General features: G+C 59.3%; 16 protein-coding genes and 1 pseudogene. 14 read left to right on the top strand and 3 right to left on the bottom strand.

Annotated elements, in window-relative coordinates; translation table 11 throughout:
* Positions 1 to 36 precede the first annotated feature (36 nt).
* From PK789_RS05930 to PK789_RS05875, 12 genes are all read left to right on the top strand, one after another.
* Entirely contained in the window at positions 37 to 366 is a 330-nt protein-coding gene (locus PK789_RS05930; RefSeq protein ID WP_324307691.1) for a J domain-containing protein, read from the top strand.
* Positions 367 to 368: 2 nt separating this feature from the next.
* Positions 369 to 1,040, top strand: a complete 672-nt coding sequence (gene rpe, locus PK789_RS05925; protein WP_324307689.1) for a ribulose-phosphate 3-epimerase — start codon at positions 369 to 371, stop codon at positions 1,038 to 1,040.
* 181 nt (positions 1,041 to 1,221) lie between these two features.
* Positions 1,222 to 1,944, top strand: a complete 723-nt coding sequence (locus PK789_RS05920; protein WP_324307688.1) for a hypothetical protein — start codon at positions 1,222 to 1,224, stop codon at positions 1,942 to 1,944.
* A gap of 3 nt (positions 1,945 to 1,947) precedes the next feature.
* Positions 1,948 to 2,733, top strand: coding sequence for a hypothetical protein (locus PK789_RS05915; protein ID WP_324307687.1), 786 nt, complete (start codon positions 1,948 to 1,950; stop codon positions 2,731 to 2,733).
* A 423-nt stretch (positions 2,734 to 3,156) separates the two neighbouring features.
* Positions 3,157 to 4,632 (top strand): anthranilate synthase component I, encoded by a 1,476-nt coding sequence (trpE, locus tag PK789_RS05910; protein WP_324307686.1) that lies wholly within the window; start codon positions 3,157 to 3,159, stop codon positions 4,630 to 4,632.
* Positions 4,633 to 4,942: 310 nt separating this feature from the next.
* Positions 4,943 to 5,173, top strand: coding sequence for a hypothetical protein (locus PK789_RS05905; RefSeq protein ID WP_324307685.1), 231 nt, complete (start codon positions 4,943 to 4,945; stop codon positions 5,171 to 5,173).
* Between the two features lie 137 nt (positions 5,174 to 5,310).
* On the top strand, positions 5,311 to 5,988 hold the full coding sequence (locus PK789_RS05900; protein WP_324307684.1) for a response regulator transcription factor: 678 nt from the start codon (positions 5,311 to 5,313) through the stop codon (positions 5,986 to 5,988).
* On the top strand, positions 5,985 to 7,352 hold the full coding sequence (locus tag PK789_RS05895) for a sensor histidine kinase (protein WP_324307683.1): 1,368 nt from the start codon (positions 5,985 to 5,987) through the stop codon (positions 7,350 to 7,352). Before PK789_RS05900 ends, PK789_RS05895 begins: the two co-directional genes overlap by 4 nt.
* Before the next feature lie 78 nt (positions 7,353 to 7,430).
* Positions 7,431 to 8,009: an anthranilate synthase component II gene (locus PK789_RS05890; protein WP_324307682.1), complete on the top strand. Its 579-nt coding sequence runs from the start codon at positions 7,431 to 7,433 to the stop codon at positions 8,007 to 8,009.
* Between the two features lie 3 nt (positions 8,010 to 8,012).
* Positions 8,013 to 9,050 carry an anthranilate phosphoribosyltransferase gene (trpD, locus tag PK789_RS05885; RefSeq protein ID WP_324307680.1) on the top strand — a complete coding sequence of 346 codons (1,038 nt, stop codon included), beginning with the start codon at positions 8,013 to 8,015 and terminating at the stop codon, positions 9,048 to 9,050.
* Positions 9,047 to 9,835, top strand: a complete 789-nt coding sequence (gene trpC, locus PK789_RS05880; protein ID WP_324307679.1) for an indole-3-glycerol phosphate synthase TrpC — start codon at positions 9,047 to 9,049, stop codon at positions 9,833 to 9,835. Before trpD ends, trpC begins: the two co-directional genes overlap by 4 nt.
* Positions 9,832 to 10,560, top strand: coding sequence for a haloacid dehalogenase-like hydrolase (locus PK789_RS05875; RefSeq protein WP_324307678.1), 729 nt, complete (start codon positions 9,832 to 9,834; stop codon positions 10,558 to 10,560). The genes trpC and PK789_RS05875 overlap by 4 nt, the downstream gene beginning before the upstream one ends.
* 40 nt (positions 10,561 to 10,600) lie before the next feature.
* Here PK789_RS05875 and PK789_RS05870 read toward each other — a convergent pair whose 3' ends face one another.
* Complete coding sequence (locus PK789_RS05870; RefSeq protein WP_324307677.1) at positions 10,601 to 11,089, bottom strand: GNAT family N-acetyltransferase; 489 nt, start codon at positions 11,087 to 11,089, stop codon at positions 10,601 to 10,603.
* 24 nt (positions 11,090 to 11,113) lie between these two features.
* A complete protein-coding gene (crp, locus tag PK789_RS05865; RefSeq protein WP_324307676.1) occupies positions 11,114 to 11,794 on the bottom strand; it encodes a cAMP-activated global transcriptional regulator CRP in 681 nt (226 codons plus the stop codon).
* A 125-nt stretch (positions 11,795 to 11,919) separates the two neighbouring features.
* Between crp and speD the strand changes: the two genes are divergently transcribed.
* Positions 11,920 to 12,711: an adenosylmethionine decarboxylase gene (speD, locus tag PK789_RS05860; protein WP_324307675.1), complete on the top strand. Its 792-nt coding sequence runs from the start codon at positions 11,920 to 11,922 to the stop codon at positions 12,709 to 12,711.
* Positions 12,712 to 12,860: 149 nt separating this feature from the next.
* Positions 12,861 to 13,421 (top strand): YaeQ family protein, encoded by a 561-nt coding sequence (locus PK789_RS05855; protein ID WP_324307673.1) that lies wholly within the window; start codon positions 12,861 to 12,863, stop codon positions 13,419 to 13,421.
* Between the two features lie 10 nt (positions 13,422 to 13,431).
* On the opposite strand, the pseudogene PK789_RS05850 reads toward PK789_RS05855, so the two are convergent.
* Positions 13,432 to 13,578, bottom strand: a pseudogene (locus PK789_RS05850) (2-polyprenyl-3-methyl-6-methoxy-1,4-benzoquinone monooxygenase); the annotation flags it as partial.

Genomic DNA, 13,578 nt, shown 5'->3' with positions numbered 1-13,578 from the left:
TCCCGTACGCACACAGGTGCCCTGTAAACTGTGCCTATGAAACAGCGCTGGTACGGCAAATTTTTTGGATTAATCGCAGGCTGGATGCTGCTCAAGCACCCCGCTGGCGGCCTGATTGGCCTGCTGATTGGGCATGCGTTTGATGCCGACTGGTTCAAGCCTGCGCGCGACAACCCGTACCGCGTGTTTGGCCTGACCGAAGACGCCAGCATGGCCGAAATCGAGCAGGCCTATCGGCGCTTGATCAGCCAATACCACCCCGACCGCCTGGCCGGCGCCGCGCCCGAGTTGCAACGTCAGGCCGAAGCCAAAGCGCGCGAAATCAACGCCGCCTACGACCGCATCCAGAAATTACGGAAACAATGACCATGCAAACGACTGTCATCGCCCCCTCCATCCTGTCCGCCAATTTCGCCAAGCTGGGCGAAGAAGTGGATAACGTGCTGGCCGCCGGTGCCGACTGGGTGCATTTCGACGTGATGGACAACCATTACGTGCCCAACCTCACCATCGGCCCGCTGGTCTGCGAAGCGCTGCGCAAACACGGCGTGACCGCACCCATCGACGTGCACCTGATGGTGGAACCGGTGGATGGCCTGATCCCGATGTTCGCCGACGCCGGTGCATCGCATATCAGCTTCCACCCCGAAGCCAGCAAACACGTCCATCGCAGTGTGCAACTGATCAAATCCAAAGGCTGCCAAGCCGGCCTGGTGTTCAACCCCGCCAGCTCGTTGGACGTGCTGGACACCATGCTGGATGAAATCGACTACGTGCTGCTGATGTCGGTCAACCCCGGCTTTGGTGGGCAGTCCTTCATTCCCTCGGCGCTCAAACAACTGCGCAAAGTCCGCGCCATGATCGACGCCAGCGGCAAACCCATCCGTCTGGAAATCGACGGCGGCGTAAAGCCCGACAACATCGCCGAAATCGCCAAGGCCGGTGCCGATACCTTTGTCGCCGGCAGCGCGATTTTCGGCAAACCCGATTACGCCGCCGTGATTGCGCAGATGAAGCAGGCAGTGGTGGCGGTGCGCTGAAGGCAAATCAGCCCTCCAAAGAGGATCGCCTGCGTCAGTTTTGGCGTGGTGGATGGAGTGTAGCGCAAGGTTAATTCCAAGATGAAGCTTTGAAATAACGCATTATTATCAAATTCAGAGTAAAAACCCTTGACTTTGCGTGCGGGGGGGGGGGTAATTTGCCGCCTTCTTTTGGGGGTGAATGATGATGATTACTAGGGGATTGAGGACTGCAGTTGCTGTGATGTTACTTGTGGGCTGCATTGGTACTATTTATGCGGGCACAACGACGCTCGGAAAGTTAACCGTAACCGGAACCACACTCGATGGCTGGAAGGTGGTTTGCTCTGGATCCGCCTGCGGTAATTTGATCAGCAATAATACGGTACGTTTCAATACTAATCAGCCAGAAATGGGGGAGGGTGGTGGCGGAAGAGAGCTTGGCCTCATGAAGGATCAATTTTGCGCGGAATTGGCGAAAAGCAAGCCCTCAGGTTGCAATTTGTCATCTCCTCCAGCATCGCCCGATATCACAATACCCGGTGTGGCGGTTTGGCAGCCCAATGGCTGTGGTCTTGGTGGTTGGAAGGATGCACTGTTAAGCAGGGTTGCACAATTTGCAGCAGGCAATAATTATTCTGGGGACTTGGATGCGCCAAGAGAGGGTGTCAGTTTTCTAAGTGCCTGCAATGAGCATGATCGTTGCTATGCGGTTGCAGGTGGTAAAAGTGAATGTGATCAGTCTTTCAAAGCAAATATGCTTGCTTTATGTGGGGCAGATGATCTCTGTGGCGGATGGGCTGATCTATACTCGGGGATTGTCAAAACTACCGAGTCTGCACAAGGTGCGTACAATGCGTCTGCAACGGATAGAACCTGTGCTTTGTTCGCTAAAGACATGCGCAGAAATGGATGCAAAGCATAAATCATGAAGAAAATATTTTTCCCGTTGGTTATGGTCATGGTACTTTTGCCGGGCTGTAAGCAAGAGTCGGATAGCACTGCTGCACCCATTAAGCAGGAGTCGGTAGTTAAGGCTGCTGCAGTTGATGGCGCGAGTGCCGGTAATGCCAAGAAAGAGCATACCCTCAGTGCAACTTATGCCAATGACCCGCGCTTCAAAGCGACATCATGGGATGCCTTGCTTGCCGCATTGGCCCCGGACGAGCGCGCGTATCTTGATCGTTTGAATGCCGAGTACTACGGCACCTTGGAGTACAAGGATGCCAATGAGCTGGCCATGATGAAGCAGTTAGGTATGCCGTTGCCGGAGGATTTTCTGGCTGCGGCAAAGCTAAGTGACGATGAGCTAAAGAAGCTGGCCGATGCCGGCGACCCGATGGCCAAATTGTTGTACCCGAACCGTTTGCTCGACAATGCTATTCGGGATATCAATGGGTTGAATCAAGCGCAGCAAAAATCTGGCGAAGATCTGCGTGCGGATATTGCGCTTCCAGTCTATATGGAAGTCACCAAAGCAATGAGGAGTAGTAAAAACCCGTTTGCTGCATATACAGACGGGAGAATGAACTATGCGATGAGTACGGAACATGCACCTGAAGACATGGCCGGGGCAATTTTCGCGGCAGCGGCACGAGGCGATCGTCGTGCTGTGCGTATTTTCAATGATTTTTCGGAGGCGCATCCGAGCACTAACAACAAGCTGATGATGCAGGTTTTTAGTGGCTACCTAGTAACTTCCGATAAGCATTAGTGCTAACCGAATGTCATCCCACGTTTGGCGTTGGGGTGACATGGCTACGCTTAGTACGGTTGCAGCTGCCAGTGTGGGCTTGGATTCGTGCTCGACACCCAGTAAGCAGGCAGTGGTTGCCGCGCGTTGAGCCCGGCGCGGCACGGGCAGCAAACTTGCTTGTCGTAAAAACTGCTACCGGCGTAACCTGCGCCGGTGGCGGAATAGTGGGGCGTCCTGCCCATCTTTCGTCCCTGCGATGGCCTTCTATGTTCCGTGCAGTGGGTGACAGTGGTATGACAGATCGCTGTTTGCGTGCAATGCCGCAACGCGGTTAGGCTAGGGCTATGAACCGGGCGATTCCTTCTTCGATGCATGGCTGGCGATGGTGGCGTGGCAATGCCGCCGCGATCGCCCCACTGCCTGTTTTGAAGGATGTTTTGCATGATCACGCACGCCCAGTTCCAGCAGTACGCCGCTGACGGTTTCACCCTTGTTCCCATCGTGCGCGAGGTCTTGTCGGACCTCGATACGCCGCTGTCTGTCTATCTGAAACTGGCCGATGGCCCGCATACCTATTTGTTTGAATCGGTGGAGGGCGGCGAGCGTTTTGGCCGCTATTCCATCATTGGCCTGCCGGCGCGCACAGTGTATGAGTTTCGTGGGCACACGCTGGCGGTGCGCGAGCATGGTGACGTGGTGGAAACCCGTGAGGTGGCTGACCCGCTGGCCGAAGTGGAGCGTTTGCGCACTGCGCACAAGGTGCCGCAGTTGGACGGCTTGCCGGGCTTCAACGGTGGGCTGGTGGGATGGTTTGGTTTCGAATGCATCGAGTACATCGAGCCGCGCCTGAAGGCGAACGCCAAGCCCGATGAGCTGGGCACACCCGACATCCTGCTGATGCGTAGCGATGAGCTGGCGGTGTTCGATAATTTGAAGGGCCGCTTGTACCTGATCGTGCATGCCGACCCGCACGCGCCGCAGGCTTGGGCGCAGGCCAACCGGCGCCTGGATGCGCTCACCCATCGGCTGCGTCACGGCGGCGCGCCGTATCCGGAAACGCTGCGTCCGGCGGCCTTGGACGAGGCCGATTTTGTCAGCGGATTCACCCGCGAAGGCTTTGTCGATGCGGTGCAAAAAGCACAGGATTACATTCGCGCCGGCGATGCCTTCCAGGTGGTGCTGTCGCAGCGCATGAGCGTGCCGTTCCAAGCGCGGCCGGTGGATGTGTATCGCGCGTTGCGTGCGCTGAACCCTTCGCCGTACATGTATTTTCTGGATGTTGGCGACACCCAGGTGGTGGGTTCTTCGCCCGAAATTCTGGTGCGCCAGCAACAGGGCAAAGTGACGGTGCGCCCGATTGCCGGCACCCGCCCGCGTGGCAAGACCGCGGCCGAAGATCAAGCACTGGAAGCGGAATTGCTGGCTGACCCCAAAGAGCGTGCCGAGCATTTGATGTTGATTGATTTGGGCCGCAACGACGCCGGCCGCGTGTCGGTAGCCGGCAGCGTGCAAGTGGGCGAGCAATTCGTGATTGAACGCTACAGCCATGTCATGCATATCGTCAGCGAAGTGACCGGCCGCTTGCAGCCGGGCCTCAGCTATACCGACGTGCTGCGCGCAACGTTCCCAGCGGGCACCGTATCGGGTGCGCCCAAGATTCGTGCGCTGGAAATCATCCGCGAGCTGGAACCGATCAAGCGCAATGTGTATGCCGGCGCGATTGGCTATATCGGCTGGCACGGCGACGCCGATACCGCCATTGCCATCCGCACCGCCGTGATCCAGGACGGCCGCCTGCATGTGCAGGCGGGGGCCGGCATCGTGTTTGATTCGGACCCGCAAAAAGAGTGGGAAGAAACCATGAACAAAGGCCGCGCGCTGTTTCGCGCGGTGGCGCAGGCGGCGCGGGGCTTGTAGCGAACAGACTGCAACATGAATGAAAATTCATGTGCAAGTAAAGTTGACGTGAGCGTAGTAGGCGCATGATTTAACGGCATCGTTTGTCGCGCCTGCTCCATTTTGGTAGGCCATGCCCTGCAGCCCCCGGCCTGCGGGGCATTGTTTTATGTGGCATCGGCACCCGATGCAAGATGCGCACGGTTGATGCGTGCAGGTAGAACCTTACCGATTCTTCATCTACACGAAAGATCGCGGAGAGTTGCCTAGGCGCAATCTGATCCTGCGCTGGGGATGGCCCCCATCGAAACCAAACCTAAAGGACGACGACATGAACACCATTCGCAAGACGCTGATCGCTGTTGCTCTGACTGCCCTGACCGGCGCCGCCGTGGCTGCCGTGCCGGCTGCTCCGCAGGCCGCCACACCGGCCGCACCTGCTGCCAGCAGCGCCCCGGCCAAGGCGGCTCCGGCTGCCAAGCATCACAAGAAGCATCACCGCAAGCACCACAAGGCTGGCGCTTCGAAGGCCGCGGCACCGGCTGAACCGGCCAAGAGCTGATTCACCCTGGGCGGGCACTCCCCCGTGGCGGTTGCAACCATGCCTTAGTGCAAACGTAACCGCCACACCGTCGCGATGCCAGAGCTACCCCGCAGGTGCAAGTCTGCGGGGTATGCTTTTGTTGAACGGGAGAAAATATGCGCATCTTGCTGGTAGAAGACGACACTCATACCGCTGCATTCATCGCCAAAGGTCTGCGCGAGGACGGGCATGCCGTGGATCACGCCAGCGATGGCAAGCAGGGACTGTTTCTGGCGAGCACCGAGCCTTACGATGCTTTGGTGCTGGACCGCATGTTGCCGGGCTTGGATGGGATGACCTTGCTGCGCACCCTGCGGGGTGCCGGCAACGCCTTGCCGATTCTGTTGCTGACCGCATTGGGTGACACCGATCACCGGGTTGAAGGCCTGCGCGCAGGTGCCGATGATTACTTGGTCAAGCCGTTTGCATTTGCTGAACTCAGTGCGCGCTTGGATGGCATCGTCAAACGGAATCGTAGCAGTGGTGAGCGCGAACCCACGCGTTTGCAGTCCGCAGGTCTGGAGCTGGATCTGCTTGCACGTGAAGCGCGCCGAGAGGGGCGGCGTATCGAACTGCAACCGCGCGAATTTCGCCTGCTGGAATATCTACTGCGTCACGCCGGTCAAGTAGTGACGCGCACCATGCTGTTGGAAGCGGTGTGGGATTACCACTTCGACCCACAGACCAATGTCATCGACGTGCACATCAGCCGCTTGCGGCAGAAGATCGATCACGGTTTCGACAAGCCCATCCTGCACACCGTGCGTGGTGCCGGCTATCGGTTGGGTGAATGAAGCGTCTATTGCCCTCCACCAGTGCCAAGTTGGCGCTGATCGTGATGGGGTTTTTCCTTGCGGCCTTTGTGTTGATTGGGGCCGGGGTGTATGTCGCAGTGTCCACGTTGTTGCTGCAAGACACCCGGGAGCTGGTCAAAAGCGATGCGATCACCTTGGTGGATATTTACCGCGAAGGTGGGCAAGCCGCACTATTGAACGAGCTGCAATTTCGCATCCAAGATCCCGAGGGCGACCCGGATGCAGTGTATGCGCTGACGGACGCGCAAGGCGGCAGTTTATTGGGACGCATGCCGGAGGCGCGCAAACCTGGCCCACGCGGGCGCTGGGTGCAATTCAACGAACACGCGCCCGAGCCCGGCCAAACCTTGCGCGTGATGGCGTACACGCAGACCTTGCGCAGCGGAGAGGTGTTGCTCACCGGGCAACGTTTGCAGGCGCAAGATCAATTGTTGGCGGTGATGAAGCAAGCGGCACTGGTGACCTTGCTTACTGCTGCTGGCTTGGGCGCACTGGTGGGCTGGTTGATTTCGCGCTGGGTAGCGCGCCGATTGCGCAACCTAGATGCCACGGTGGCGCGTGTCAGTAGCGGTGAACTGGGGTTGCGGGCGACGTTGGATCACAGCGATGATGCCTTCGATCAAGTCGCGCAGCGTTTCAATGGCATGCTTGATCGCATCGAAGATTTGCTCAGCGGCGTGCGCCATGCCACCGACCACATCGCCCATGACCTGCGCACCCCATTGACCCGTCTGCGCAACCGTCTGGAAGACCTGCGCCAGCATCAAACCGATAGTGGCGTGCAACATAAATTGGATCGGGCGCTGGCAGAAACCGACCAACTCTTGCAGTCGTTTGGTGCCTTGCTGCGGCTGGCACGGATCGAAGCGCAACCATTGGAAGAGGATGCACCGTTATTGGCATTGCGTGACTTGGTTGAAGATGCAGTGGAACTGTACGCCCCGATTGGGGCTGAGCGTCAGATTCAGGTGCAAACTGCATTGGACGATGTGCATGTGCGTGGCGATCGCGATCAGCTCTTTCAGCTGGTGGTCAATTTGCTGGATAACGCACTGAAATATGCACCGCCTGACAGCAGTGTCGATGTAACGCTGGATGTGCAGGAAAACGCACAAGAAGCCGCAGTGCGTCTGCAAGTGGCCGATCACGGCCCCGGCATCCCAGAAGCCGAGCGCGCGCGCGTGTTCGATCGCTTTCAGCGACTGGAAGCCCACCGTGGTTCCCCCGGCGTGGGGCTGGGCCTAAGCTTGGTGCGCGCCATCGTCACCCACCATGGCGGTCGTATCGCGTTGCAAGACAACGACCCCGGCTTGCGAGTGGTGGTGATGTTGCCATTACGATAGTGCGTGATGCTTGGGAACGGGCTTGCGGTATCCTGCGCAGCTCCCCCACGAGGTGCCCGCAACCGGGCGCAACCCGCCATGCTGCTGATGCTCGACAACTACGACAGTTTCACCTTCAATCTTGTGCAGTACTTGCAAGAGCTAGGCGCTGAGGTGCGGGTAGAACGCAATGACGCGCTGAGCGTGGCGCAAATCGCCGCACTCAAGCCCGACAAGATCGTGATTTCTCCCGGCCCGTGTACACCCAATGAGGCGGGAGTGTCGCTGCAAGTGCTACAGGAGTTGGGGCAGCACATCCCTATCTTTGGCGTGTGCTTGGGCTATCAAGCCTTGGGGCAGGTGTATGGCGGGCAAGTGATTCGCGCCGGTCGCATCATGCACGGAAAAACCTCCCCCATTTTGCACCACGGCAAAGGCGTGTTCGCGGGGTTGCCCAGCCCGTTCGAGGCCACCCGCTATCACTCCTTGGTGGTGGATAAAACCAGTGTGCCGGAATGCTTGGAAGTGACCGCGTGGACGCAAAACGACGATGGCACGGTGGAAGAATTGATGGGCTTGCGCCACCGTGAGTTCCCGGTAGAAGGCGTGCAGTTTCATCCCGAATCCATCCTCACCCAGCATGGTCACGCGATGCTGAAAAATTTTCTGGATCGTTGAGTTATGAGTATTTCAGCGCAAGACGCATTGCAGCGCGTCATCGAGCATCGCGAAATTTTCTTCGATGAAATGGTCGGCCTGATGCGACACATCATGCGTGGCGATGTGTCGCCGGTGATGACCGCCGCGATTTTGTCCGGCCTGCGCGTGAAAAAAGAAACCGTGGGTGAAATTGCCGCCGCCGCCACCGTACTGCGCGAGTTTGCGCGCCCGGTGCAGGTGGCAGATCGCAGTCACATGGTGGATATCGTCGGCACCGGCGGTGACGGCGCGCATACCTTCAATATTTCCACCGCGTCGATGTTCGTGGCCGCCGCTGCCGGCGCAAAAGTGGCCAAGCACGGCAATCGCAGCGTGTCGTCAAAGTCCGGCAGCGCCGATGTGCTGGAGGCGTTGGGCGCGTGTATTGAATTGCAGCCAGAGCAAGTGGCTGCGTGCATTGAACGCTGCGGCATTGGCTTCATGTACGCGCCGGTGCATCACCCCGCCATGAAAGCGGTGGCGCCGGTGCGCCGCGAAATGGGCGTGCGCACCATCTTCAATATTCTTGGCCCACTTACCAATCCGGCCAATGCGCCGGGCATCTTGATGGGTGTGTTCCACCCGGATTTGGTCGGCATTCAAGTGCGTGTTTTGCAAGAGTTGGGTGCCGAGCGCGCCTTGGTGGTGTGGGGCCGCGACAATATGGATGAGCTCTCGCTGGGCGCGGGCACGTTGGTGGGCGAGCTGCGCGATGGCAAGGTGCGTGAATACGAGCTGCACCCGGAAGATTTTGGCATCGCGATGGCGCATAGCCGCAATTTGAAAGTGGCCGATGCGCAGGAGTCAAAAACGCTGCTGCTGCAAGCACTGGATAATCACGCCGGCTTGCCGCGCGAAATCGTGGCCTACAACGCCGGCGCGGCGCTATATGCCGCCGGTGTCGCCGGTGATATCGCCGATGGCATCGCGCGCGCGCGCGCGGCGCTGGCGGATGGTTCGGCGCGGGCCAAGTTGGATCACTACATCACCTTGACGCAGGAGCTTGCAGCGCAGGCATGAGCACCATTCTTGACACCATCGTGGCGCGTAAACATGCCGAAGTGGCTGCGCGCCGCGATCAAATTTCACAATTTGAATTGAAGACGCGCATTGCGTCTGCGCCGCCGTTGCGCGGATTTGCCGATGCCGTGTCTGCCAAGATCAATGCTGGCTTGCCGGCGGTGATTGCCGAGGTCAAAAAGGCCAGCCCGTCGAAGGGCGTGATCCGCGCCGACTTCGACCCCGCCGCGATTGCGCGCAGTTATGAAGCCGGCGGCGCAGCCTGTTTGTCGGTACTCACCGATATCGATTTTTTTCAAGGCAGCGATGCGTATCTGCAACAAGCGCGCGCGGCGTGCGTGTTGCCGGTGCTGCGCAAGGACTTCATCGTCGATGCGTATCAGTTGTATGAAGCACGTGCCCTGGGTGCGGACTGCGTGCTGTTGATTGCCGCCGTGCTAGATGACGTGCAGTTGTCGGAATTTGCCTTCATCGCCGGTGAGCTGGGCATGGATGTGCTACTGGAAGTGCATGATTTGGATGAGCTGGAACGCGCACTGCCGGTACCGGCGCGGCTGCTGGGTATCAATAATCGCAATTTGAAAACCTTCGAAGTGTCCTTGCACACCACGCTGGCGTTGCAAGCGATGGTGCCGGCGGACCGCGTGCTGGTGACCGAAAGCGGCATCCTTGCCCCGGCCGATGTCGCCCTGATGCGCAATGCCGAGGTGCATGCGTTCTTGGTGGGCGAAGCCTTTATGCGCCAGCCCGATCCGGGTACGGCACTGCGTGAGTTGTTTGCATGAGTGCTGCATATCCCGTGCCAGCGGCCGATGCGCCGCTGGTGGTATTCGATTTTGACCACACCTTGTACGACGGCGACTCTGGGAGTCATTTGTTCAAGTGGTTGATCGAACGCGCAGGGTGGCGGTGGTTGCTGGCCTTGCTGGTGGCACCGGTGGCCGGGCCGATGGTGGCGTTTTTGCCGACCCGGCGGGCGGGGATTTCGGTATTCGTCTGGGTAGGAAGTCTGGGCGTGCATACGCACGCTGCGCTGGATGCGTTGATTACGACGTACGTTGCAAAGCACGCTGCCGCCATTCAAGCGCGACTGTTGCCGATCGCGTTGGAGGTGTTTCGGCAGCATCGTGCGGCAGGCGATCGTGTCTTGGTTGCCACCGGGGCACCGCCGGCATTGGCGCGCGCCATTTTGGCGTTTGCAGGGCAAGACGATGTGCCTGTCATCGGCACATTGCTCGCGCCCAACATGGGTGGCATGGGCGTGCAGCGGCACTGCCATTACGCGATGAAGATGCAGATGCTGCGTGATGCCGGCTACACCCAGCCGGTGGCGGTGGCGTACTCCGATAGCAGCGCCGATTTACCGTTGTTGCATGCTGCGCAACAGCCGGTGGTGGTCAACCCCAAAGCTGGGCGGGTGGCGATGTTCCGGCGCGTGCTGCCACCGGCCACCCGTATTCTCAACTGGGGTTGCCCGGGCCGGGCCGGGGACGCGGTGCACGCACGTTGACGCGCATGTTGACGTGGACCTTGCCGGACGGGAGTGCGGGTTACGCTGAACCCAGCGCCTTCACAAAACGCACCGAGCTGCCGCTGTAGCCGCAGGCCTGATAAAACGCATGTGCCTCAGTGCGTTGCGCGCCCGAGGTCAATTCAATCCGCGCCGCACCGCCGGTTCGCGCGCGGCGTTCGGCTTCTTTCAGCAAATGTCGGCCAATTCCCAAGCCCTGTGCGCTGGGCGTCACCACCAGCGCGGTCACGCGGCAAGTGGTGGTGCCCAGTGGCAAGTAATACATGAAGTCGAGGGCGATCAAGCCACACACCGTACCGCCGCGACGCGCCAACACCAGCACCTGCCGGTCATTGGCCAAGATCATGTGGATGCGCTCGGCCGCATCGGTGATATCGCAGGGGTAACCCAGTTCTGCCAGCAACTGGGCCACATCATCGGCATCGGCCAAGACCGCGTTGCGTAGATCCACGTCTTGTGCAGGTTGCCCAGGAGAAAACGCATGCCCCATCCGCAGCAAACTCCTCACGTCATCGGTGGCCCACAATAACCGCTAGCGGGTGCCGTACACCACCACAGTTTTGCCGCGCGCATGCAACTTGCCGTCGGCCTGTAATTTTTTCAGCACACGCCCCGCCATCTCGCGCGAGCACCCCACCAGCCGCGCCAACTCCTGCCGCGACACCCGCAACTGGGTGCCCATTGGATGGGTCATGGCTTCCGGCTCTCGGGAGAGGTCAAACAAAGTGCGATAGATGCGGTCGGACACGTCGAGGAAAGCCAAACGCCCGGCCTTGCGGCTGGTGTCCAGCAAACGCTGGCTGATCTGTGCGCCAATCGAGAACAGTAACCGGGTGGCATCGTTGGCCTGCGCTAGCAACAGTGCTTGCAGGCGCTCGTAGCTGATTTCCGCCAACTCGCAGGCAGTGCGGGTGCGCAACGCCACCCCGCGTTGCTGGGTTTCCACAAACAAGCCCATCTCGCCAATGAACTCGCCCGGGCCGATGTAGCCCAAGACCAATTCGCGATCATCGCTTTCGCGGGCAATGATGCTGACCGAGCCGGAAATGATGAAGTACAGGGTGTTGGCCGGGTCACCGGGGTTGAAAATATCGGTGCGCGACGGATATTTGCGGCGATGGCACTGCGCAATGAAGCGCTCGATCGTGGCGGCATCGGCACCCAATGGGTTGACGGCGCGGGACAGGACAGTTTTGGGGAAGTTGCTGCTCATTCGTTAGATACTCGTGAATGCCGCCAGCTTAGGCGGAACCGTGACCGGGAGCAAACTTATGCGCGCGCAGGCCGGCGGTTTGTCGCATAATTCCCGCCCTGTCCCGTATCGCTGGATCCATTGCCGTGGTCAAACCGCTGCCGCGCCTGAAGCTGCAAGGCTTCAACAACCTCACCAAGTCGCTCAGCTTCAATATCTATGACGTGTGCTATGCCGCGTCGGAAGACGAGCGCAGGCGCTATATCGAATATATCGACGAGGAATACAACGCCGATCGTCTGACCCAGATTTTGACCGATGTGGCCGAGATCATCGGTGCCAACATCCTCAACATCGCGCGGCAGGACTACGACCCGCAGGGTGCTTCGGTGACGATCTTGATTTCCGAGCAGCCGGTGATCGACAAAGCCGATGCCAAGGGCGTGATTTCCGATGCGGTGGTTGCGCATTTGGACAAGTCGCACATCACCGTGCACACCTACCCGGAAACCCATCCGGACAGCGGCATCGCCACCTTCCGCGCGGATATCGACGTGTCCACGTGTGGTGTGATTTCACCGCTGAAGGCGTTGAACTATCTGATCGAAAGCTTCGAGTCCGACATCGTGGTGATGGACTACCGCGTGCGCGGCTTCACCCGTGACGTGAAGGGCCGCAAGTATTACATCGACCACAAGATCAACTCGATCCAGGATTACCTGGCCAAGAACGTGAAGTCGCGTTACGAGATGATCGACGTCAACATGTATCAGGAAAATCTGTTCCACACCAAGATGCACCTGAAGGATTTCGACCTCGACCAATACTTGTTCGAAGAAAAGGCGCGCAACTTGTCGTTCAAAGAACGCCTGAAGATCGAAGCGCGGCTCAAGCGCGAAATCGAAGAGCTCTACCACGGACGCAACTTGATCGACTGATCGGTCGAAAAACTGCGGCTGCGATGTTGCAAAAAACGCCGGCGCAAGCCGGCATTTTGCCGAGTGGCATGCCGTGGTCACCCCGCTCACGCGGGCTGCCCGTAGAATGGCGCGCACTTCAAACCCGGCCGCGTGGCCAAGGATGCGCCATGGCCGCCAACGCCACGATCTTCAAAGCCGAGTTGCAGGTCACCGACCTCGACCGCCATTACTACGCCAGCCATGCACTGACGCTGGCCCAGCACCCTTCCGAAACCGAAACCCGCCTGCTGGTGCGCTTGCTGGCGTTTGCGCTGTATGCCGACGCGCGCTTGGAGTTTGGCCGCGGCCTGAGCGACGAGGACGAGCCGGCACTGTGGCGACGCGATTACACCGGCACCATCGAACAATGGATCGAGTTGGGGCAGCCGGACGAAAGCCGTTTGCGCAAGGCCAGTGGGCGTGCCGTGCAGGTCATTGTGGTGGGGTATGGCGGGCAGGCCGCAGAGGCTTGGTGGAAGCGCAATGCGCAGGCGCTAAGCCGCCTGCGCAACCTGACCGTGATCGAGTTGGATGATGCGGATGTCGCGCAAGCGACGGCATTACTCGGTCGCGGGATGCGGGTCACCGCGATGATTCAAGATGGCGAATTGCAATTGCTGGATGCCAGCCGCAGTGTGTCGTTGCGGCCACGTTTGCGCATGCAAGACGGCGTGCTGACGCCGGCCTGATGGCAGCAGTTCAGGCGCGATACGCCACAGTTTTCATGAGCTTGGATGCGCCGGCCATCAGCAAGGTCACGGGGCGAGGCAATAGGCGTGCGCCGGCGGCCAGTGCGTTGTTGGCGTGGCGCACCTCGTCGTCTTTCATCACCGACAAAATCGCGCG

This window comes from Thermomonas sp. (assembly GCF_035369645.1).
Lineage (GTDB): Bacteria > Pseudomonadota > Gammaproteobacteria > Xanthomonadales > Xanthomonadaceae > Thermomonas.
Note: the sequence above shows the minus strand (reverse complement) of the source record. Positions and strands in the feature narration are given on the sequence as shown.

Excerpts from the sequence above, each read along its gene's own strand:
- PK789_RS05930 (WP_324307691.1), top strand. The coding sequence starts at position 37 with ATGAAACAGCGCTGGTACGGCAAATTTTTTGGATTAATCGCAGGCTGG.
- rpe (WP_324307689.1), top strand. The coding sequence starts at position 369 with ATGCAAACGACTGTCATCGCCCCCTCCATCCTGTCCGCCAATTTCGCC.
- PK789_RS05920 (WP_324307688.1), top strand. The coding sequence starts at position 1,222 with ATGATGATGATTACTAGGGGATTGAGGACTGCAGTTGCTGTGATGTTA.
- PK789_RS05915 (WP_324307687.1), top strand. The coding sequence starts at position 1,948 with ATGAAGAAAATATTTTTCCCGTTGGTTATGGTCATGGTACTTTTGCCG.
- trpE (WP_324307686.1), top strand. The coding sequence starts at position 3,157 with ATGATCACGCACGCCCAGTTCCAGCAGTACGCCGCTGACGGTTTCACC.
- PK789_RS05905 (WP_324307685.1), top strand. The coding sequence starts at position 4,943 with ATGAACACCATTCGCAAGACGCTGATCGCTGTTGCTCTGACTGCCCTG.
- PK789_RS05900 (WP_324307684.1), top strand. The coding sequence starts at position 5,311 with ATGCGCATCTTGCTGGTAGAAGACGACACTCATACCGCTGCATTCATC.
- PK789_RS05895 (WP_324307683.1), top strand. The coding sequence starts at position 5,985 with ATGAAGCGTCTATTGCCCTCCACCAGTGCCAAGTTGGCGCTGATCGTG.
- PK789_RS05890 (WP_324307682.1), top strand. The coding sequence starts at position 7,431 with ATGCTGCTGATGCTCGACAACTACGACAGTTTCACCTTCAATCTTGTG.
- trpD (WP_324307680.1), top strand. The coding sequence starts at position 8,013 with ATGAGTATTTCAGCGCAAGACGCATTGCAGCGCGTCATCGAGCATCGC.
- trpC (WP_324307679.1), top strand. The coding sequence starts at position 9,047 with ATGAGCACCATTCTTGACACCATCGTGGCGCGTAAACATGCCGAAGTG.
- PK789_RS05875 (WP_324307678.1), top strand. The coding sequence starts at position 9,832 with ATGAGTGCTGCATATCCCGTGCCAGCGGCCGATGCGCCGCTGGTGGTA.
- crp (WP_324307676.1), bottom strand. The coding sequence starts at position 11,794 with ATGAGCAGCAACTTCCCCAAAACTGTCCTGTCCCGCGCCGTCAACCCA.
- PK789_RS05855 (WP_324307673.1), top strand. The coding sequence starts at position 12,861 with ATGGCCGCCAACGCCACGATCTTCAAAGCCGAGTTGCAGGTCACCGAC.